This window comes from Listeria grayi DSM 20601, assembly GCF_000148995.1.
Lineage (GTDB): Bacteria > Bacillota > Bacilli > Lactobacillales > Listeriaceae > Listeria > Listeria grayi.
Genome location: NZ_GL538352.1, coordinates 136,943 through 156,956 on the forward strand (window position 1 = coordinate 136,943; position 20,014 = coordinate 156,956).

General features: G+C 42.5%; 16 protein-coding genes and 5 tRNA genes. 14 read left to right on the forward strand and 7 right to left on the reverse strand.

The window, feature by feature from the left end:
• Positions 1–73 precede the first annotated feature (73 nt).
• Together HMPREF0556_RS00745 and HMPREF0556_RS00750 are read left to right on the forward strand one after the other, a co-directional pair.
• Positions 74–1,921: a glucose PTS transporter subunit IIA gene (locus tag HMPREF0556_RS00745; RefSeq protein ID WP_040486360.1), complete on the forward strand. Its 1,848-nt coding sequence runs from the start codon at positions 74–76 to the stop codon at positions 1,919–1,921.
• Positions 1,922–1,942: 21 nt separating this feature from the next.
• Positions 1,943–2,653 (forward strand): glucosamine-6-phosphate deaminase, encoded by a 711-nt coding sequence (locus tag HMPREF0556_RS00750; RefSeq protein WP_003754543.1) that lies wholly within the window; start codon positions 1,943–1,945, stop codon positions 2,651–2,653.
• A gap of 44 nt (positions 2,654–2,697) precedes the next feature.
• On the opposite strand, the gene HMPREF0556_RS00755 is transcribed toward HMPREF0556_RS00750, so the two are convergent.
• The 5 genes from HMPREF0556_RS00755 to HMPREF0556_RS00775 all read right to left on the reverse strand — a co-directional run bounded on the left by HMPREF0556_RS00755 (position 2,698) and on the right by HMPREF0556_RS00775 (position 3,195).
• Positions 2,698–2,770, reverse strand: a tRNA-Lys gene (locus HMPREF0556_RS00755).
• A 7-nt stretch (positions 2,771–2,777) separates the two neighbouring features.
• A tRNA-Gln gene (locus HMPREF0556_RS00760) sits at positions 2,778–2,852 on the reverse strand.
• A gap of 9 nt (positions 2,853–2,861) precedes the next feature.
• A tRNA-Tyr gene (locus tag HMPREF0556_RS00765) sits at positions 2,862–2,945 on the reverse strand.
• Between the two features lie 8 nt (positions 2,946–2,953).
• Positions 2,954–3,027, reverse strand: a tRNA-Thr gene (locus HMPREF0556_RS00770).
• Positions 3,028–3,123: 96 nt separating this feature from the next.
• Positions 3,124–3,195, reverse strand: a tRNA-Glu gene (locus HMPREF0556_RS00775).
• A gap of 422 nt (positions 3,196–3,617) precedes the next feature.
• Here HMPREF0556_RS00775 and HMPREF0556_RS00780 point away from each other — a divergent pair.
• The 5 genes from HMPREF0556_RS00780 (at position 3,618) to glmM (ending at position 9,877) form a co-directional block, all read left to right on the forward strand.
• A complete protein-coding gene (locus HMPREF0556_RS00780; protein WP_040486361.1) occupies positions 3,618–5,441 on the forward strand; it encodes an APC family permease in 1,824 nt (607 codons plus the stop codon).
• A gap of 168 nt (positions 5,442–5,609) precedes the next feature.
• On the forward strand, positions 5,610–5,843 hold the full coding sequence (locus HMPREF0556_RS00785) for a hypothetical protein (protein WP_003754548.1): 234 nt from the start codon (positions 5,610–5,612) through the stop codon (positions 5,841–5,843).
• Between the two features lie 218 nt (positions 5,844–6,061).
• Complete coding sequence (gene cdaA / locus HMPREF0556_RS00790) at positions 6,062–6,886, forward strand: diadenylate cyclase CdaA (RefSeq protein WP_003754550.1); 825 nt, start codon at positions 6,062–6,064, stop codon at positions 6,884–6,886.
• Positions 6,883–8,274 carry a CdaR family protein gene (locus HMPREF0556_RS00795; RefSeq protein WP_003754553.1) on the forward strand — a complete coding sequence of 464 codons (1,392 nt, stop codon included), beginning with the start codon at positions 6,883–6,885 and terminating at the stop codon, positions 8,272–8,274. The genes cdaA and HMPREF0556_RS00795 overlap by 4 nt, the downstream gene beginning before the upstream one ends.
• 250 nt (positions 8,275–8,524) lie before the next feature.
• Positions 8,525–9,877, forward strand: coding sequence for a phosphoglucosamine mutase (gene glmM, locus HMPREF0556_RS00800; protein WP_003754555.1), 1,353 nt, complete (start codon positions 8,525–8,527; stop codon positions 9,875–9,877).
• A gap of 23 nt (positions 9,878–9,900) precedes the next feature.
• Here glmM and HMPREF0556_RS00805 read toward each other — a convergent pair whose 3' ends face one another.
• Positions 9,901–10,371, reverse strand: coding sequence for a GNAT family N-acetyltransferase (locus HMPREF0556_RS00805; RefSeq protein ID WP_003754557.1), 471 nt, complete (start codon positions 10,369–10,371; stop codon positions 9,901–9,903).
• A gap of 59 nt (positions 10,372–10,430) precedes the next feature.
• Here HMPREF0556_RS00805 and HMPREF0556_RS00810 point away from each other — a divergent pair, with 59 nt between their 5' ends.
• The 7 genes from HMPREF0556_RS00810 to HMPREF0556_RS00840 all read left to right on the forward strand — a co-directional run bounded on the left by HMPREF0556_RS00810 (position 10,431) and on the right by HMPREF0556_RS00840 (position 19,033).
• Complete coding sequence (locus HMPREF0556_RS00810; protein ID WP_003754559.1) at positions 10,431–11,255, forward strand: hypothetical protein; 825 nt, start codon at positions 10,431–10,433, stop codon at positions 11,253–11,255.
• Between the two features lie 555 nt (positions 11,256–11,810).
• Positions 11,811–13,622: a glutamine--fructose-6-phosphate transaminase (isomerizing) gene (glmS, locus tag HMPREF0556_RS00815; RefSeq protein WP_003754561.1), complete on the forward strand. Its 1,812-nt coding sequence runs from the start codon at positions 11,811–11,813 to the stop codon at positions 13,620–13,622.
• A 106-nt stretch (positions 13,623–13,728) separates the two neighbouring features.
• Entirely contained in the window at positions 13,729–14,775 is a 1,047-nt protein-coding gene (locus HMPREF0556_RS00820; protein WP_003754562.1) for a YdcF family protein, read from the forward strand.
• A 68-nt stretch (positions 14,776–14,843) separates the two neighbouring features.
• Positions 14,844–15,575 (forward strand): FAD synthetase family protein, encoded by a 732-nt coding sequence (locus HMPREF0556_RS00825; RefSeq protein ID WP_036104948.1) that lies wholly within the window; start codon positions 14,844–14,846, stop codon positions 15,573–15,575.
• Positions 15,576–15,828: 253 nt separating this feature from the next.
• Positions 15,829–17,079, forward strand: coding sequence for a GTPase HflX (hflX, locus tag HMPREF0556_RS00830; RefSeq protein WP_003754566.1), 1,251 nt, complete (start codon positions 15,829–15,831; stop codon positions 17,077–17,079).
• 95 nt (positions 17,080–17,174) lie between these two features.
• Positions 17,175–18,032 (forward strand): metallophosphoesterase, encoded by an 858-nt coding sequence (locus HMPREF0556_RS00835; RefSeq protein WP_003754568.1) that lies wholly within the window; start codon positions 17,175–17,177, stop codon positions 18,030–18,032.
• Between the two features lie 14 nt (positions 18,033–18,046).
• Entirely contained in the window at positions 18,047–19,033 is a 987-nt protein-coding gene (locus tag HMPREF0556_RS00840; RefSeq protein ID WP_003754571.1) for a lipoate--protein ligase, read from the forward strand.
• A gap of 40 nt (positions 19,034–19,073) precedes the next feature.
• Here the strand turns inward: HMPREF0556_RS00840 and HMPREF0556_RS00845 are convergent, their stop codons facing one another.
• Positions 19,074–19,913: an aldo/keto reductase gene (locus tag HMPREF0556_RS00845; RefSeq protein WP_036104957.1), complete on the reverse strand. Its 840-nt coding sequence runs from the start codon at positions 19,911–19,913 to the stop codon at positions 19,074–19,076.
• Between the last annotated feature and the right edge of the window lie 101 nt (positions 19,914–20,014).

Here is a 20,014-nt window from a genome sequence, read left to right on the forward strand (position 1 = left end):
AACAAGGAGGAAAATACTTTTCTCTTTGTTTGGTCAGGTCTTTATTTATAACAAAAAGAGAGGAGTAGCTATCATGACCAACGAAGAATTAGCCTCACAAATCATTACTTCTATAGGAGGAGATAGCAATGTAAAATCACTGACGCATTGTGTCACACGGCTGAGATTTCAGTTAGAGGACGGAACACTGTTTTTAAAAGAACAATTAGAAGCATTGACGGGAGTATTGGGCGCGCAAGTGAAAAATGGACAGTATCAAGTGATCGTCGGCACGAAAGTTAGTAAAATCTACCGGATCATGGTGGACCAATATCCGCATTTTGGCATGGAAAGCAACAGACCGGAACCAACAGATGCAAAAGAATCCATTTGGAGCCGACTTATTGGAACGTTGTCAGCTATTTTGATCCCCAGTCTGCCACCCGTCATCGGAGGTGGGATGCTGAAGGGTTTGATCTTCCTATTAACATCGCTTAAGCTGATCGATCCGGTTGGAGGGACTTATTTTATCTTGAATCTTGCGGGAGATGCGATGTTTTATTTCTTTCCATTCTTATTAGCAGTCAGTAGTGCGAAACGCTTCCGAACCAATGAATATATGGCGCTTTCGCTGGCAGGAGTACTGATGTATCCTACATTATTGGATGCGGCGCTGCAAGGGAAAGTAGCAAACATTTCCTTTTTATCGGTTATTCCGATCCCAGTCGTAAACTACAGCAGTTCGATTTTGCCGATCATTTTAGCCGTATATTTGTTCAGCTATCTATATCGTTATTTAGAGAAAGTCATTCCCAGTATGATAACGGTCATTTTTACTCCGTTATTGTCGCTGATGATCATTGTGCCGATCATGCTTTTTGGGATCGCACCGCTTGGCTTTTACTTAGGCGAGTATATTGCGAAGGGGATCGAAGTTCTGATCGACTTTTCGCCATTACTTGCGGGGTTTGTTATTGGTGGTACACGGCCGCTCTTAGTGCTGACGGGTATGCATCATGCTGTCCGGCCGCTGACGCAACAGCAGATCGCAACATTCGGCTTTTCGACGATGGGGGCAATGAACTTCATGAGTACTATGGCACAAGCAACAGCTGCCTTGGCGATCTCACTGGCAATCAACAACAAGACCATGAAGCAAGTGGCACTTTCATCGGCTTTTTCCGGCTATTTGGGAGTCACGGAGCCGGCGCTTTATGGGGTGTTGGTTAAATATCGATCGGCTTTCATTGGTGCCGCAGTCGGTGGAGGGATCGGCGGAGGCATTGGTGCAAGTCTAGGTGCCCGTGCTTTAGCTCCTGTAATGCCAAGTGTGCTCTCTTTTCCCGTTTATTTAGGCGAAGCAGCTTTCGGCTTTTTACTTGCTTTTGTGATCACGATCGTGAGTACATTCATTCTCACCTTCTTGCTGAGTAAAGGGATGGATAAAAAAGAAACTGCACCGTTGAATCCGCATAGCGAAACAAAAATAAAGAGCCCGGTAAGCGGCCAAATGTATCCCATCGAGGAAGTGGACGATGATACCTTTTCAAAGGGCTTGCTTGGCAAAGGAGTGGCGATCAAGCCGGAGGAAGATCTAATCGTTTCACCGGTAGCTGGGAAAGTACAGCTTGTCTTTAAGACGAAACATGCGATTGGACTGCTCGCTGATAATGGAGCGGAGATCTTGATACATGTGGGGCTCAATACCGTAGAATTGGAAGGAGAAAATTTCGAAGTATTGTGCCATGAGCAGCAGAAGGTCGAAGTTGGTACACCGCTTGTTCGTTTTGACCGAGCAGCACTTGTTGAAGCTGGTTATGACGATAGTGTGATCATGGTGATTGCGAATACCGATCACTTTGAAGAAATTGCTGCTTATGCCAAGCGAAAAGCGTTGACTGCAATGGAGACGATTATCCAACTGAAAATAAAACCAATCTAATAGTAATGGAGGTAGAGGAAAATGAAATGGATCGTAGCAGAAAACTATGGAGAATTAAGTGAACTTGCAGCAGAAATGGTCGTCGGAGAGATGCTTACGAAGCAAAAACGCGTGAATTTAGCTATTACAGCAGGTACCACTCCGATTGGAATGTATGAACGATTAACGACAAAGGTAAAGGGGAAAAATTATCTCGATCATGTCCATTATTATAATTTTGATGAGATTCCCTATAAATCAGGAAAGCAGGAGGGGATCACGCTCAGCGATCTGCGCCGCCTATATTTTTCACCGGCAGCGATCGCAGAAGAACAAATCGAGATCTTAAATGAAAAAAACTATCAGCAACATGATGCGAAAATCGCTAGTGATGGAGGTCTGGATGCGATCGTGCTTGGAATTGGAACAGACGGACATTATTGCGGGAATTTGCCAGGAACGACACGCTTTACGGATTTTACAACGGAAGTACCTTGCGATGAACGTTTGAAAAAAATCATTGTGGGACATTTTGAAGACCCTGCTGAAAACCCAGATAGTTATGTCACACTGGGACCACGCTCGGTTATGGCCGCCAAACATATCATTTTACTAGCCAGCGGAGTTAAAAAAAGTGAAGCAATGCAACGTTTTTATCACGGCGAGGTGACAGAGGCCTTCCCAGCGTCTATCTTAAAAATGCATCCAAATATAACGGTGATCGTCGACAAAGCGGCTGGAAAACTCATTTGAACGCAAAAAAAGAAACTGGTCAAAAACCAGTTTCTTTTTTGTTATGAGCCGTGATGGGCTCGAACCATCGACCCTCTGATTAAAAGTCAGATGCTCTACCAACTGAGCTAACGGCTCTCTATAATGGCTGGGCCAGCTGGATTCGAACCAACGCATGACGGAATCAAAATCCGTTGCCTTACCGCTTGGCTATGGCCCAATAATAAAATGGTGGGGGGAAGTGGATTCGAACCACTGAACCCGAAGGAGCGGATTTACAGTCCGCCGCGTTTAGCCACTTCGCTATCCCCCCGGAAGAAATGCCGACTGCAGGAATTGAACCCGCAACCTACTGATTACGATTCAGTTGCTCTACCAGATTGAGCTAAGTCGGCCTACTTATCAAACTGACGGCAACCCTAGTAAAAAAGCTACTTTTATCATATACTATTTTACAATTATGTACCAGCAATTTATAAGTATAAAACTAATGACCCGTACGGGAATCGAACCCGTGTTACCGCCGTGAAAGGGCGGTGTCTTAACCGCTTGACCAACGGGCCAGAGTGAAATAAAAATCACCAACGAAACTTATTATATATAGAAAACAGGGTATTTGTAAATAGAAAAATTAATTTCTTTTTATTCTGACAATTTAAATGGCGTTATATCAACGATTCATCGCCAATTGTTTAAAGAAAATGACTAGAAAACTATGCATGGAACCACCCAAAACGGGCTAGAACTTCCGGATTACAATTGCAATCTAATTGTATCATGAAAATAATTTGAAAAAAGCTTGCTTAAAAGTATAGCTGTGCTATAATTCTTTTGTTCAGCGTGACGACAATGTTTCGCTCTAGGGGTAAAGCTTCTGTTCCGACAGGTATCTTTACTAAAATCAGAACGTATTGTAGGTCCACTTAACGCGACTTTGTTCTATATAGAACAAACACTAAAATTTCATAAAAAGGCAGGGAGCAAAATGGCTTCACCACTCAAACGTTTATTAATTGGAAGGCCTCTGAAATCTTCAGAAGCCGGTGAACAAAAATTAGGGAAATTAAAAGCACTTGCTGTATTGTCCTCGGATGCACTTTCTTCTATTGCATACGGGACGGAGCAAATCTTACTTGTGCTTGTCACAGTAGGGGTAGCGGCTATCTGGTATTCTATTCCGATTGCCTTCTGTGTATTGATTTTGCTATTTGCCTTGAATTTATCTTATCGACAAATCATTCACTCTTATCCCGATGGCGGGGGAGCATATGTGGTTTCAAGAGAAAATTTAGGCAACAATGCAGGGCTGATCGCTGGCGGATCTTTACTAGTGGATTATATGCTTACGGTCGCCGTAAGTGTCTCATCGGGAACAGATGCGATCGTATCTGCGGTACCGGATCTTTTTCCATTTGAAGTACCGATCGCTATTATTCTGATCATCGTAGTGACGATCATCAATCTACGCGGAATCACAGAATCAGCAAGTTTGCTTGCAGCACCAGTGTATTTATTCGTACTTTCGATCGTGCTGTTGATCGTTGTCGGGTTATTCAAAGTTGTAATGGGAATGGACGTGGATCATGAAACAAGTGCTATCGGCACACATGTGTCTGGCGTCACGATCTTCTTGTTACTTCGAGCGTTTGCATCAGGTTCGGCATCGCTAACAGGGATCGAAGCAATTTCCAATGCAGTTACATTCTTTAAAGAACCTCGAGCGAAAAACGCTGCGAAAACGTTGACGATCATGGCTTCGTTATTGGCGTTCTTTTTCTTAGGTATCACTTTTTTAGCTTATTTCTATGGAACAGTACCGGAAATGAAAGCAACGGTTTTATCCCAAATCGCGCAAAATGTGTTTGGCCGCAATTTTCTTTTTTATTTTATTCAGATTGCCACCGCGCTTATTTTGGTATTAGCAGCTAATACAGGGTTTTCTGCGTTTCCACTACTTGCCTTCAACTTGGCAAAAGATAAGTTTATGCCGCGAATGTATCTAGCGAAAGGGGACAGACTCGGCTACTCCAATGGGATCATCACCTTGGCTGTCGGTTCGATCTTGCTCACGATCATCTTCAAAGGGAAAACCGAAGCACTGATCCCGCTTTATTCCGTCGGTGTATTTATTCCATTTACACTATCACAAACCGGCATGATACTGAAATGGCTGAAAGAAAAACCAGCGAAATGGGGATTGAAGCTAAGTGCTAATTTACTTGGCGCACTGATCTCTTTCACCGTTCTTATGGTATTATTTTTCACACGAATCGAATCCGTTTGGCCGGTATTTATTTTCTTACCGATCATGATCTTTGTTTTTCATCGGACACGACGTCATTATAAACGTATCGCACCACAGCTTCGGATCGACGAACATATCGATGTTCCTGATTTTACGGGGAATGCGGTCGTAGTTTGTGTATCTGATGCGACAAAAGTGGTCGAAGGCGCATTGAAATATGCGAAATCGATCGGCGATACCGTTATCGCTGTCCATGTTTCTCTCGACAAGAAACAGGAAAAGAATTTTGTAGAGCGTTGGAATAGGATCCATCCAGAAGTACGGATCGCGCATCTTTACTCGCCGTATCGTTCCATTTCTGATCCATTGATGAAATTCATTGATGCGGCCCAGCAAAAAGCGAAGCAGGATAATTATTCGCTAACTGTCCTTATCCCGCAATTCATTCCTAAAAAAGGTTGGCAAAATGTGTTGCATAATCAAACGAGTTTACTGATCCGAACAAGATTATTGATGAAAAAAGATGTCGTCGTAGCCACTTATCCATACCACCTAAAAGAATAAAAAGTTACAAAACAGCGTCAAATAAATAACAATTTGTTAACTTTTCAGTTTTTTTGAAAATTTATTGTAAATATGCGCGATAAGCCGTTGAAATATAAGCGTTTTTACAGTATACTTATCTTGGATGAAAGATATTTTTTAAAAAAATGAGAAAGGGCGAAGAATTGTATGTCAGAAACGGATATTAGGTATTACTTATTACCAATGGTTATTGTTTTTATACTAGGAATAGCCGCGAAAAATATTGCTGACTACCTTGCGCTTCATTTCTTTATCATCATGGGTGTCGCTATCGGAATGGGCATTCTTATCGGCGGCGCACATCAATTGTTTCTTTATTTATGGAAAAATCTTTCTTGGTTCGGAAAAAAGAAAAAAGCAGCAGAACAAGTTCAAATGTAAAGACAAAAAAATAAGCTCGAAGAAAAGAAGGACGGTTTTCAGTCCTTCTTTTTCATTACTTTGGTTTTTCTTTAAGAAATCTTTCTTGTTGAGGCGTTTACATTTCTTTTTCAAGGCGGTTTGTTATGCTATAATATAGGGCAAAGAGAGAGCATACGCTAGCTTAAAAAATAAAATGGCAACTTTGAAATATATTGCCTTTAAACGGAGGCGAAGTAATGGGCGATTTATCCTATCAAACCATACTCCACTACCTTGCTAACATTGTGGATATCTTAGTAGTATGGTTCGTGATTTATAAAGTGATTATGTTGATAAGAGGTACAAAAGCAGTTCAACTCTTGAAGGGTACTTTTGTGATCATTATTGTAAAATTGATCAGCAGCTTTTTAGGATTGCAAACGGTTGAGTGGATTACTGACCAAATGATTACGTGGGGATTTTTAGCAATTATTATTATTTTTCAGCCCGAATTACGTAGAGCTTTGGAAACACTTGGTCGAGGTAATATATTTACCAAATATGGTTCTAAAATCGAAGCGCAACAAAAGAACTTAATTGATTCTATCGAAAAATCCACGCAATATATGGCAAAACGGCGGATCGGTGCTTTGATCTCTATCGCCCGCGATACGGGGATGGATGAGTATATCGAGACTGGTATTGCTTTGAATTCCGCAATCTCATCCGAACTTCTGATCAATATTTTTATTCCAAATACGCCGCTCCACGATGGAGCAGTTATTATCAAAAATGGAAAAATCGCTTCTGCTGCAAGTTATCTGCCGCTCTCTGACAGCCCGTTTCTATCAAAAGAATTAGGGACAAGACATCGGGCAGCACTTGGGATCAGTGAGGTTACTGATAGTATCACCATCGTGGTCTCAGAAGAAACAGGCGGAATTTCGGTTGCAAAAGGCAGCGAATTATTCCGAGATGTCACTGAAGAAGAACTGCACCGCATTTTAGAACGAGAATTAGTAACCGTTATTCAAAAGAAAAGTCCTCTATTTGCGATGCTGAAGGGGGGCAATAAAGAATGATGGATCGAATCTTAAATAATAAATGGTCCATTCGGATCGTTGCCTTGCTGCTAGCAGCCATTCTATTTGTATCTGTCAGCACGAACGATACAACGCGAAGCAAGCGAATTTTCCAAACACGGACGGCAAATGATTCTGAAGTGGTAACAAGTGTGCCTGTCCAAGTTTACTATGATAAAACAAACTTATCTGTTACCGGGATTCCCGACACTGTCGATGTGACGATCTCAGGTCCACGCAGTTTAGTAAAATCAGCGAAAGCACAGCAGGATTTCACTGTATACGCAGACTTGCGTAACGCTGACATCGGCAATAGCACAGTAACACTCCATACGCGGAATCTCTCCAATCGGCTAAAAGCATCCATTCATCCGAAAACGGCGAAGGTCAATATTCAGGAGCGGGTAACAAAGAAGTTTTCAGTCGGGACGGAGATCGGTAAAGCTAACTTAGCGGAAGGCTACTCTGTTTCGAAAGTCACGACGGATCCCCAACAAATCACGGTCACAGGCGCTAAAGATACCGTTGACAAAATCGCTTATGTCAAGGCGACGTTAGATAATAAGAAAAAGTACAAAGCGGATTTCAAAGAAGAAGCAACGGTCACGGCGTTTGATAACAAGCTGAATAAATTAGATGTATCTGTTAGCCCACAAAGAGTGATGATCAGTGGGAAAGTAACAAAAGTCGGGAAGACGGTTCCGCTTGAATTGAAGCAGACTGGCAAAGTAAGTGATGACTTGACTGTGACCGATATGACGACGAATACAGTGGAGGTTGTGGTGCTCGGCAGTGATAAAGCACTCAGCAGTATCAACAAGATCGAAGTACCTGTCGATGTTTCAGATATCACAGCAGATACAGTAAAAGAAATAAACGTACCTGTTCCAAAAGGAGCGACCGAGGTCGAAACGAAAACGATCGAGGTACGTATAAAGACAGCCAAGAAAGATAACAATGCAACGGAAGACAATGACAATTCGACGAGCGGTAATGATGAGAAGAAAAACAATAACGGTCAGGAAAATAGCGGATCTGACAACGAAGACCAAAATGCAGCAACGACAAAAACAATCAATAACATCGCGATCCGAACAATGAACCTGGATGATGATTTGAAAGCTGAATTACGTTCTCCTTCAAACGGGAAAATAAGTATTACACTAAAAGGACCTAAAGATGCCTTGAACAAAGTAAGTGCCGGCGGTCTGCAGGTGAATGCGGATCTAAGTGGCGCCAAGGCCGACTCGATATATAGTACTGGTTTGACAGTAACAGGCATTCCTAGTAATATAAGCTATACAACTTCACCGGGAAAGGCGCAATTCGTGATCGCCAGTAAAGAAGACGAGGCAGACAAAGCGGAAAGCGATGAAAGCAGCAGTTGAATAAATAGCCAATAAAAATCTCGGAATGTGCAGGGAACCATGGACTTCCGGGATTTATTCTGTTAGAGGATGAAATATTTATTCAAAAAGGGTATAATAATTTTAGCCCTAGATAGAAATGTAATTCACAAAGGGTTTCTAACGTAGAAACAAAATCTAAATCATATGCATGAGAAAGACACTTTTTCAGCGCCAAGAATAGAGATAATGTAATTTGTATACTGATTTATACAAAAGGAGAGAAAGTAAAATGGGAAAATACTTTGGAACAGATGGAGTTAGAGGGATCGCCAATCAAGAACTATCACCGGAACTCGCATTTAAACTGGGACGATTTGGCGGCTATGTACTAACGAAACACGTCGGGGAACACCCGAGAGTATTAGTTGCTAGAGATACTCGTATTTCAGGGGAAATGTTAGAATCTGCTCTAATTGCCGGCTTAGTATCTGTGGGAATTGAAGTCATGCGCGTTGGTGTAATATCCACTCCAGGAGTCGCTTATTTGACAAGAGCACAAGGTGCATCGGCAAGCGTAATGATTTCCGCATCACACAATCCTGTCCAAGATAATGGTATCAAATTCTTTGGGTCGGACGGTTTCAAATTATCCGATGATCAAGAAGCAGAAATTGAAGATTTGCTGGATCTAGAAAAAGATGAATTACCTCGTCCAAGCAGTGAAGGACTTGGTACGATCAGTGATTACTTTGAAGGAAAACAAAAATATATCCAATATTTGAAACAGACAGTCGATAATAATTTTGACGGCATTCATGTAGCAGTAGACTGCGCGCATGGTGCTACTTCCAGTTTAGCCAATCATCTATTTGCTGATTTAGAAGCAGACATCAGTTCAATGGGAACTTCCCCAAATGGATTAAATATTAACGACGGTGTTGGATCAACTCATCCGGAAGCATTGGCAGCATTTGTACAGGAAAAAGAAGCAAATGTCGGCTTAGCATTCGATGGCGATGGCGACCGCGTGATTGCGATCGATGAACAAGGGAATATCGTCGATGGCGATAAGATCATGTTTATCTGCGGAAAATATTTGAACGAACAAGGGTTACTAAATAAAAACACGATCGTGTCCACGGTCATGAGCAACCTTGGTTTTTACAAAGGTCTCCAAGAATTAGGCATTGAAGATGTACAGACAGCCGTTGGTGATCGCTATGTGGTAGAAGCTATGCGTGAAGGCGACTTTAATCTTGGCGGCGAACAATCCGGTCATATCATTTTCCTAGATCATAATACAACTGGTGACGGACTGCTGACAGGAATCCAATTAGTCAATATCATGAAAGCAACAGGAAAAAAATTGTCGGAATTAGCAGCGGAAATGAAAACTTTCCCACAAAAACTGGTAAATATCCGTGTTCAAGATAAACATCACGTGACAGAAAACCCTAAAGTGAGCAAAGCAATCGAAGAAGTCGAAGCAGAAATGGCTGGAAATGGCCGCGTTCTGGTAAGGCCTTCGGGAACAGAGCCACTAGTTCGGGTAATGGTCGAAGCGTTGACAGAAGAAGATACCGAGCGATATTGCAGCAAGATTGCTGATGTCGTTGTTGCCGAAATGGGATTGAACGAATAGTTTTAATAAAAAGGAGGCTGCTATCAGCCTCCTTTTCCATTCAAGTATAACGTCAATTCAATTTGATCCTTGCAAGGAATGCCGTTTTCGATGATCTCCTGATGGGGATAATGCTTTGTAAAAAAGTCAGGTTCCATGCCGGTTATCCGAAATCCAAGTTTTTGATAAAAAGCCAATGGACCGATACTGGAGTTTCCCGTTTTTACGATAACTTTCCGGAACGCTTTCTGATCTAGTTTCAACAGGGCATGGTGAAGCAATTGCTTACCCAGTCCTGAGTTTTGGTAGGTAGCGGCAATGGAGATATTTTTGATTTCCGCTGTATGGGAAGCGAGCGGCTGCACACAGATGATACCGATCGGCTCGCTGCTTTTTTTAAGTACATAGATCATACAATCATTGATGTAACTGGTGATTTGGTTGAGATCAGGATCGGCTTCTAAAAGCAGCTGCAAGGGTAGTTCATCGCTGGGAAATAGTTCTGCGTATTCCATGAAATCACCTCCTCCTATAAGTATAAACGCTATAAATATAGAAAGAAAGGAATTATCCTATGTATGCGTCAAAAAAAATATTTTTAAGCTTTGCAATCGCGCTAGGGCTTGTACAATGTTATTATTTTATAACCTCTGTCAGCGGTTATTTTATCAATCATACCTTTGATTGGTTGGACCTGCTGTTGTTGCCGATCGGGGTGTTGCTGATTGTATTCGGAAATAAAGCCGACCGGAATCGCCAGGCGGCAATTGGGACGCTGTTATTCTTAGGATTGACCATATTATTTTATCTGATTCAGTTTCTGCGATTGTCGGCCGTCAGAAAAATCTTAGCAAACCACGTTTTCAGTCCGGGACAGATAAACGCACTTGTCCAAGGAATTGTGGCATTGTTGTTATTTATAGGCGTATTAGTATTTTTCAAAGTACAACCAATTGCTGCAATCGAACAAAGCTGGCAAAAAAAATGGCGGATTCTAGGAAATGTTTGGAATAGTTTCGCCATTATTCTGGCGGCGATTTCCAGTTATGCGCTATTTACGACTTTAGGAAATAAAAAAAGTTCCGCCAACGTTTTATCACTTGGTTGGACAGATGGCATCTGGAATTTGATTGCTTGTCTCATGTTGATCGGCTGTTTAGTTCTTTTTCTGCGGAATACATATTTTTATGCAGTACTTGCTATATTGTTCGCAGTTGGATTTATCACGATCAATAACTATATCTGGTCCTCTCAATTCACACATGTCATTAGCCAAACAAGCGATACTCCACTGCAGGTTTGGGGCGGCGAGCTACGAATCTTAGGTATGCAACTGTTAACAGGATCGACTGCTTTATTAGGTTCTGTATGTTATGCGATTGGTGGGAAAAAAGAGTAAATGCCTTGAAAAAGGCATTTCAGCTTGGCGAAAAACGCTCATCTTCGTCGTTAAAGTCTGCGTTTCGATGCTCACGTACTTAAGTACGCTCCGCTTCGGTACTCGACTTTGCCTAGAATCTAATCATTTTTCGCCAAGCTGAGAATAGCTAGGAAATGCCTTGAAAAAGGCATTTTTTGTGGAGAAAATAAAATTTTTCCAAAAAACAAATGTATATACCAATTTTATTGGAACCCCTTTATATTAATGCTTGACGTACTATACAATTTCGTTTAAAATGAATTTGTTTCCTTGAAAAAAGATAGAGGAGGATAGCGACAATTTAATAGAAGCGCCAGAACTGATCGAACGGGGTATCAGTTGACGAGGAGGAGATTAATCGAGTTTTTTCGGCGGGAGTCTCCCGGTTATTCATGTAGCCGTTATGTCTGAGTTACAAAACAAGCAGGCGACTGTTTGGACAGAAAGCTTAGACGCATGAGTTTGATTCTCCAAGGAAACGCGAATTATACAAGGCTTCTTAAATGCGGCTTTTAAATCATTGGAGGATTTTATATGTGTGGAATAGTAGGATTTATTGGTAGAAAAAATGCGAAAGATGTTTTGCTGCACGGCTTGGAAAAATTAGAGTATCGTGGTTATGATTCAGCAGGAATCGCGCTTTTAGAAGATAAAAAGCAAGTCAAAGTAGTAAAAGTACAAGGCAGAATAGCGGATCTAGCTGCAGCAGTCGGCGAAAAAGAATACGGCGAGGTTGGGATCGGACATACGCGCTGGGCAACACACGGCAAACCAAGCCATCAAAATGCGCATCCGCACCAAAGTACAAGCGGCCGTTTCACGATCGTGCACAATGGTGTTATCGAAAATTACTTGGCATTGAAACAAGATTACTTAGCAGACGTGAAGTTTGTCAGTGAAACCGATACAGAAGTGATTATCCAGTTGATCGAGAAAAAAGTAGCAGAGGGCTTGGCTGTGAAAGCCGCATTTGTGGAAACACTAAAATTGCTTCATGGTTCTTATGCGATCTGCTTGATCGACAATACGGACAAAGATACACTTTATGCGGCTAAAAATAAAAGCCCACTACTGATCGGTAAAGGGAAAAACTTTAATATGATCGTTAGTGATGCGATGGCTGGATTGAGAGAAACAACAGAATTCATCGAAATCATGGATGGAGAAGTGATCACACTTACAAAAGATAGCATGAAGATCGAAGACTTAGCAGGCGAAGAAGTAGAACGCGCTAGCTACACTGCAGAGTTGGATGCTGCTGATATTGAAAAAGGAACATATCCACATTATATGCTGAAAGAAGTAGACGAACAGCCTGCCGTTATGCGCAAGATCATCCAAGCTTACCAAGATGAAGCTGGCGAGGTGCAAGTGAAGGAAGAAACACTGAACAGATTGCTTGCCGCTGACCGCGTGCATATCATCGCTTGCGGAACGAGTTATCATGCTGGTCTGGTCGGAAAAAACTTGATCGAAAAATTTGCCGAGATTCCCGTGGAAGTACATGTTTCCAGCGAATTCGGTTATAATACACCGATCTTGACGCCAAAACCACTCTTCATTTTTATTACCCAAAGTGGTGAGACAGCAGATAGCCGTCAAGTATTAGTAAAAATGAAAGAACAAGGCTATGATACATTGACACTGACAAATGTGCCTGGCTCCACATTGGCGAGAGAAGCCGCTGACGTGCTTTATCTGCATGCCGGTCCGGAAATAGCAGTAGCTTCCACAAAAGCCTATACTGCGCAGATAGCGGTGCTGTCGATCTTGGCTGTAGCACTGGGCAGAAAAAAAGGCCTAGAGGCAGCAAGTAAAATAAATCTAGCAGCAGAACTTGGTATTGTTGCGACGGCAATGGAAGCGATCATTTCAAATAAAGAAGAGATCGAACATCTTGCCGGCGACTATCTAGAAACAACCCGCAACGCCTTTTTCCTAGGTCGCCATATCGACTATTTCGTCGCAATGGAAGCAGCACTGAAATTAAAAGAGATCTCTTACATCCAAGCGGAAGGTTTTGCCAGTGGTGAGTTGAAACATGGTACGATCGCTCTGATCGAAGAAGGAACTCCTGTGCTGGCGATCATCACACAAAAGGAAATCAATTGGAATATTCGCGGGAACATCAATGAAGTCAATGCCCGCGGTGCTTACAGCTGTGTATTTGCAATGGCGAGCGTTGCAGAGCCGGGCGACCAATTCGTGATTCCGGAAGTACATGAATTGCTGACCCCGTTAGTGAGCGTTGTACCAACGCAACTGCTGGCTTATTATGCAGCGCTGCATCGCGGATGTGATGTGGATAAACCACGGAATTTGGCGAAGAGTGTGACAGTGGAGTAGGGAAGAATTAGAGAAGAGCTTAGCTTGGCGGGCAGATTTTTGATCTGTTGCCAAGCTAAGCTCTTTTTTTGCTATAATAGAAAAAAGACTTAAAAGGGGAATTGTCATGATCTTACTAATAGGCGTTTGCGTCTGCATCATGATCGGGGGCTTGCTAGCTTTATCTTTTCGCAAAAATCCGACACATTTACGCAATGGGCTACTTTTCAATCTTACAGCAATGGCTGTGTTGTTGACGTTGCTTGTTTTTATTCTACAGTTCGAGAATTTTCGACCAATTTATATTTTGCTAGTCGGAGTAGCTATTTTAGCGGTATTTCTATTGCTGTTTGGCATTTATCTGCTTATTATTTTTCTGATTTGGAATGCTGGTATCGTCATGCGGAGAGAAAGGTTGGCGCTTTCCAACCTATTGACGTTATTTGCAGGACTTTTGCTGATTATTTGGGTGATTATTCAGTGGATCAATATCCCGTCCTTTTTAAAAATCCCCAGTTCGCTCCAAGTTCTATTATTAGTGGTTCCGACTACGGCCTATTATTTTTTCTGTGTGGCATTGAATTTTACGAGTCTAAGTGTGATTTATCGGTATGCGAAAAAGCCGCGACAACCGGATTTTCTAATAGTTCTCGGTAGTGGGCTGATTGGTGGGAATCGGGTGCCGCCTTTATTGGCAGCTCGGATCGATAAGGCAATTGCTTTTTATAAAGCGAGCGTGGGGGCACGGCCGCAGATTGTTTTCTCAGGTGGAAAAGGCGCTGACGAAACGATTTCGGAGGCAGAGGCTATGCAACAGTATGCGATTGCGAAGGGTATTCCCGAGCAGGACACACTGGTAGAAAAAAATTCACGTACTACGTATGAAAACATGCGGTTTTCTGCGGAGATAATGGCAAATAGAAAGACAAACTACGAAGCGATCTTCTTTACGAATAATTACCATGTCTTGCGGGCGGGGATGTTTGCGCGAAAGGCTGGTCTGGCAATCAACGGGATCGGGGCAAAAACGGCTTTTTATTTTCTGCCGAATGCTTTTCTGCGCGAATGGATCGCGATTCTTAGTATGCACAAAAAACGGCACGCCATAACAGTCGGTAGCTTCTTTGTTGGTTATATCCTGATAGCGGTCATGCTGAAAGTATTGGATATATAGCCCCATAAACAAGTTAGTTGTACTTTCCTGAGCTATCCGCTAAAGTGGAAAGAAAAGGGGGCAGGATGATGGAAATAACGCATGTGGATTTTGCACCGACTATCGATAAAAGGCCGGCTGTGCTCACGATCGGGAAATTTGACGGGGTGCATCTCGGACATCAATATATTTTGAAACAGGCATTAAAGTTGAAACAGCCGTCTGAGATTTTGGCTACTATCAGTTTCAGTCCACATCCGCTCTGGGCACTGAAACGAATGGAAGACTATCGGGAAATGATCACCCCGCCGCGGGAAAAAGCTTATTGGCTAGGACATTATGGGGTGGATCGCCTATTTGAGACTGCATTTACAGCAGCCTATGCGGAAACATCACCGGAAGAATTTGTCTGCGAGCACTTGGCGAATTTGAATTTATCGCATATTTGTGTGGGCGAAGAGTTTAATTTCGGGAAGGGACGCCATTCAGATGTGGAGCTGTTGCGGGATCTTGCAGAACCTTTTGGAATCAAAGTGGTTGCTGTTCCTGTCGTGCCGATGAATAACGAAAAAATCAGTTCTACTTATATACGCTCTTTACTGCGACGAGGTGCCTTCAAAGAGGCAGAGCGTCTGCTTGGTCATGCCTGGTATGTAAACGGCGTCGTGAAGGACGGCGTGATCGCTGATGAAGAAGATTATGTCTTACCGCTTCCCGGGGAGTATGAAACACTAGAACATGGACGAGTGAAGGTGACGAGTGACCGGAAAATCTTGGTAGATAGCGCAGATGGAGAGCTTCGGCTGCGATTTGTAGGATAGGTTGCGAAATAAAAAATTCCGTGTTAAACTAGAGCCACTTAATAGGAACGGAGGGATTTTGCGGTGGGATATACTAGATTGCGTTATTCGCGTGCATGTAACTAATTGAATAGTGCGGCTTGTGAGAATAGGGAATATCTAGTAACGACCCGAAATCCAATCAAATATCGTGCAGCGGTGTCAGTTTGTATATTGGCACTCGTTTGCCTTTGCCAGACCGCACTGGAAAAGATAATTTCAGGAGGTCTTTTTTATGCAGAGAAAAGTAATATTAGTCGGCGTAAGCCACAAACAAGCATTTTTTGATTACTCAATGGAGGAACTAGAAAACTTAGCTCTTGCCAATCAATATGAAGTATGTTCGGTCATGGTTCAGAATATGGAGCGTGAGAACCGGGCAACTTATGTGGGTAAGGGCAAGGTGGAGGAAATAAAACTGGAAGCAGAAATCGAAGGGGCAAAACTGGTTATTTTCAATGATGAATTGTCTCCTTCGCAGATTCGTAATCTGGAAGAAGGATTAGAGCTTCAGATCATGGATCGAACTGGCCTGATCTTAGCGATTTTTGCGGAACGTGCCAAAACACGAGAGGCACAGATCCAAGTAGAGATCGCGAGGCTTCAATATGAATTGCCGCGGATCTTTGGTCAAGGCGAAGACCTAGATCAGCAAGGCGGCGGCTCAGGAGTTACAAACCGTGGATCTGGGGAAACCAAGCTGGAACTGAATAGACGGACGATCCGTTATCAAATCAAGAATCTGCGCAAGGAATTGCAAGATATCGTGGCAAATAGAGAAGTGATGCGGCGTAAGCGTAAGAAAAACAATTTGCCGGTCGTTTCACTGGTAGGCTATACCAACGCTGGAAAATCGACTACGATGAACGGTTTGGTCAAACTTTTCCAAGGAAAAGAAAATAAACAAGTTTTTGAGAAGGACATGTTGTTTGCAACGCTCGAAACGAGTATCCGCGACATCCACCTGACGGATAACAAGCAATTTTTACTAACAGATACAGTTGGCTTTGTCAGCAAACTGCCACATCACCTTGTACAGGCATTTCGTTCGACGCTAGAAGAAGCGCGCGACGCAGATCTGCTGATCCACGTGGTTGATTATTCCGATCCACATTATAAGTTGATGATGGAAACAACAGAAAAAACATTGGCGGAACTGGATGTTAAAGATATACCGATCATTTATGCGTTTAATAAGGCGGATAAACGTGAAGATACAGACTATCCAATCGAGCGCGGAGATACGATCATTTTCTCTGCCCGCGAAGAGGCTGGTTTGCAGCTATTAGTAAACCGCATCAAAAAAGAACTTTTTGCTGATTACGAAAAAGCGACGTTTTTGATCCCGTTTGAGGAAAGTAAGTGGGTCGCTTATCTGAATGAAGTTGGCGATGTCGCTGCTACAGAATACCTAGAAGACGGAACGAAAATCACAGCAGAAGTCGCACCGAAAGTAATCGAGCAGTTAAAAGCTTATCACGTATAAATATAGAGATCTCTCCCTAACCGGAGAGATTTTTTTTAGGAAGAATGAGGGAGAGTTTGGTATAATAAAGAAAAATGAAGTAGCGAGGACTTATTATGAAAAAAATCACATCTACAGCACTCGGAATCGCTGCTGGTTTGGCTGGCTATGCGTACTGGTCGACGAAACAGCTCGAGGTTTTCAATTATTATATCCATTCTGAAAAGATCGGCAAGGCGTGGCATCATCAAAAAATCTTACAATTATCTGACCTGCATAGTGCGAGTTTTGGAAGATATAACAGTAAACTATTTAAAAAGATCCATGAAATAGAGCCGGCGATGATATTTTTGACGGGGGATATTTTAGATGGCGATGAATCCCCGCATGTGGCGATCGCGTTTATTCGCAAACTAGCCCGACATTACCCGTTGTTCTTTGTGAATGGAAATCATGAGGCGAAAAGCGCTTTCTATCCGGAGTTGCTTGCGGCAATGAAAACTGCAGGAGTGGAAGTGCTTGCGAACGATGTACAAACAGTGACTATCGATGGCGATCAATTAGCGATCGCGGGCATTGAAGATCCGTCATTTTATTCGTTTCGTCATCCGGATCTGTCGAAGGAGGAGCGGGAATTACCGGTCTTGGAGAAGGAATTAGAACGGATCAGTAGTTTGATTCCGCCAGATACATTTACCTTTTTATTAGCGCATCGTCCGGAATATTGGAACTATTATCAAAAGCTGCCGATTGATTTAGCGCTGTCCGGACATGCCCATGGGGGGCAAGTTCGCTTTCCTGGAACGGAGGGGCTTTTTGCACCGGGGCAGGGATTGTTTCCAACATTAACAGCCGGCCGGCACCAAGCAGCGGGAAAAACGCTGATCGTCAGCCGAGGTCTCGGGAACAAAACCTGGATTCCGCGGGTGTGGAATGATCCAGAAATGGTGGTCATTCATTTATTGTCGGAATAGAGGGGAAGAAAAAAATGATTTATTTAGATAACCAAGATAACTTGGATCAAACGTATAATTTTGCAATGGAAGAATACGCATTGCGTTATTTAGACGAAAATGAAACGTATTTTATGTTTTACCGCATGCACCCAACAGTTATTGTCGGCAAAAATCAAAATACACTGCAAGAGATCAATCAAGCCTATGTCCATGAAAATAATCTGCCGGTACTACGTCGATTATCAGGTGGCGGCGCTGTCTATAACGATGAGGGCAATATCAGCTTCAGCATGATCACTAAAGATGATGGCGACAGTTTTCAAAACTTCGCTCGCTTTACCGAGCCGGTCATCGAAGCATTGCGTTCGTTAGGGGTAGACGCTAAACTCAGCGGACGCAACGATATTGAAGTAGGCGGCAAAAAAATCAGTGGGAATGCCCAGTTCGTAACGAAAGGTCGGTTATACACGCACGGAACGCTTATGTTCGATGTGAATTTGGAAAACCTGACGAAGGCACTGCATGTCGATCCTGAAAAATATCTATCGAAGGGTGTCCAGTCGGTTAGAGCTAGAGTAACAACGATTAAAGAACATTTGCAAGAAAACATGAATATACTACAGTTCAAACAACTATTACTGGAATCGATTTTTAAAACGAAAGATATTCCTACTTATCAGTTTACAGAGGAAGACAATACAAAAATCGCTGCGATCCAAAAAGAACGCTATCAGAATTGGGACTGGAATTTTGGGAAATCGCCTAAAGGCAGTGTTATCAAGAAAAAACGTTTTCCGGCTGGAACGGTTGAATTTCATTTGGAAATCAAAAAAGGATATTTGGAAACGATCACGATCTATGGCGACTTTTTCGCTGTCGGCGAGATCACGGAGATCCAAGCATTGCTAGAGGGAACAAAGTATACTCGCGAGGCGGTACAGGAGAAACTAGACGCGATTTCAGTTTCTCATTACTTTGGTAAAATATCCGAAGCAGAATTATTGGATCTGCTCTTCTAATAAAAAAAGACATGCTGTTGGCAGCATGTCTTTTTTACACTTAGAATCGGAAAGTATCAGGATCCGGACCTACACGTGTATCTGTATTCATCGCATTGATCGTTGCCATTTCTTCTGCAGTCAATTCAAAATCAAAAACGTCAGCATTTGCGGCAATGCGTTCTGCTTTGACGGATTTTGGAATCGTGATGATCCCGTTTTGGATATCCCAACGCAAGATAACTTGAGCCACAGATTTGCCGTGGTTATTAGCAATAGCAGTCAATGTTTCATCTTGTAGCAATCCACCTTGCATAAGTGGCGCCCATGCCTCGATCAGAATGTTGTGTTTTGCTGCAAAAGCACGTACTTCGTGCTGATCTAGACGCGGGTGAAGTTCTACTTGATTTAGTACCGGAGTAACGCGAGCATCCTTCAATAAGTTTTCTAATTGAGCAGTTGTGAAATTACATACACCAATTGCTTTGATCTTACCAGCTTGATAAAGGTCTTCCATAGCACGCCAAGATTCTTGATAATCATTGTCGCCAGGCCAATGGATCAAATAAAGATCTAAATAATCCAATCCTAATTTTGTTAGACTGTCTTCGTATGCTTGGATCGTTTCGTCATAACTCAAACCGCCATTCCAAACTTTAGATGTAACAAATAATTCTTCGCGAGAAATTCCAGCTGCCTCTAAACCAGCTTTGATCCCTTCGCCGACACCAGCTTCATTGCCATAAATCGCAGCTGTATCGATATTACGGTAGCCTTGCTTGATTGCTTCGGCAACCGGACCGGCTACATTACCATCTTCTACTTGAAAAACACCAAGTCCGAAACCGGGCATTTTAACACCATTATTTAATTGAACACGATCTTGCAAGTTTGTAATCATTGTTATTTCGTCTCCTTCATTTGAAAGTATATTTAAAGTATGCACCGTGAAGTGCGGAATGAAAAGTACCTACTTTAACGTAATATAGGCACCGCAAAGTT

Bases quoted from the DNA above. Each gene is read 5' to 3' on its own strand.
- glmM (WP_003754555.1), top strand. From the start codon at position 8,525: ATGGGAAAATACTTTGGAACAGATGGAGTTAGAGGGATCGCCAATCAA.
- HMPREF0556_RS00845 (WP_036104957.1), bottom strand. From the start codon at position 19,913: ATGATTACAAACTTGCAAGATCGTGTTCAATTAAATAATGGTGTTAAA.
- HMPREF0556_RS00835 (WP_003754568.1), top strand. From the start codon at position 17,175: ATGAAAAAAATCACATCTACAGCACTCGGAATCGCTGCTGGTTTGGCT.
- HMPREF0556_RS00820 (WP_003754562.1), top strand. From the start codon at position 13,729: ATGATCTTACTAATAGGCGTTTGCGTCTGCATCATGATCGGGGGCTTG.
- cdaA (WP_003754550.1), top strand. From the start codon at position 6,062: ATGGGCGATTTATCCTATCAAACCATACTCCACTACCTTGCTAACATT.
- HMPREF0556_RS00825 (WP_036104948.1), top strand. From the start codon at position 14,844: ATGGAAATAACGCATGTGGATTTTGCACCGACTATCGATAAAAGGCCG.
- HMPREF0556_RS00795 (WP_003754553.1), top strand. From the start codon at position 6,883: ATGATGGATCGAATCTTAAATAATAAATGGTCCATTCGGATCGTTGCC.
- HMPREF0556_RS00840 (WP_003754571.1), top strand. From the start codon at position 18,047: ATGATTTATTTAGATAACCAAGATAACTTGGATCAAACGTATAATTTT.
- HMPREF0556_RS00750 (WP_003754543.1), top strand. From the start codon at position 1,943: ATGAAATGGATCGTAGCAGAAAACTATGGAGAATTAAGTGAACTTGCA.
- HMPREF0556_RS00780 (WP_040486361.1), top strand. From the start codon at position 3,618: ATGGCTTCACCACTCAAACGTTTATTAATTGGAAGGCCTCTGAAATCT.
- HMPREF0556_RS00805 (WP_003754557.1), bottom strand. From the start codon at position 10,371: ATGGAATACGCAGAACTATTTCCCAGCGATGAACTACCCTTGCAGCTG.
- HMPREF0556_RS00810 (WP_003754559.1), top strand. From the start codon at position 10,431: ATGTATGCGTCAAAAAAAATATTTTTAAGCTTTGCAATCGCGCTAGGG.
- HMPREF0556_RS00745 (WP_040486360.1), top strand. From the start codon at position 74: ATGACCAACGAAGAATTAGCCTCACAAATCATTACTTCTATAGGAGGA.
- glmS (WP_003754561.1), top strand. From the start codon at position 11,811: ATGTGTGGAATAGTAGGATTTATTGGTAGAAAAAATGCGAAAGATGTT.
- hflX (WP_003754566.1), top strand. From the start codon at position 15,829: ATGCAGAGAAAAGTAATATTAGTCGGCGTAAGCCACAAACAAGCATTT.
- HMPREF0556_RS00785 (WP_003754548.1), top strand. From the start codon at position 5,610: ATGTCAGAAACGGATATTAGGTATTACTTATTACCAATGGTTATTGTT.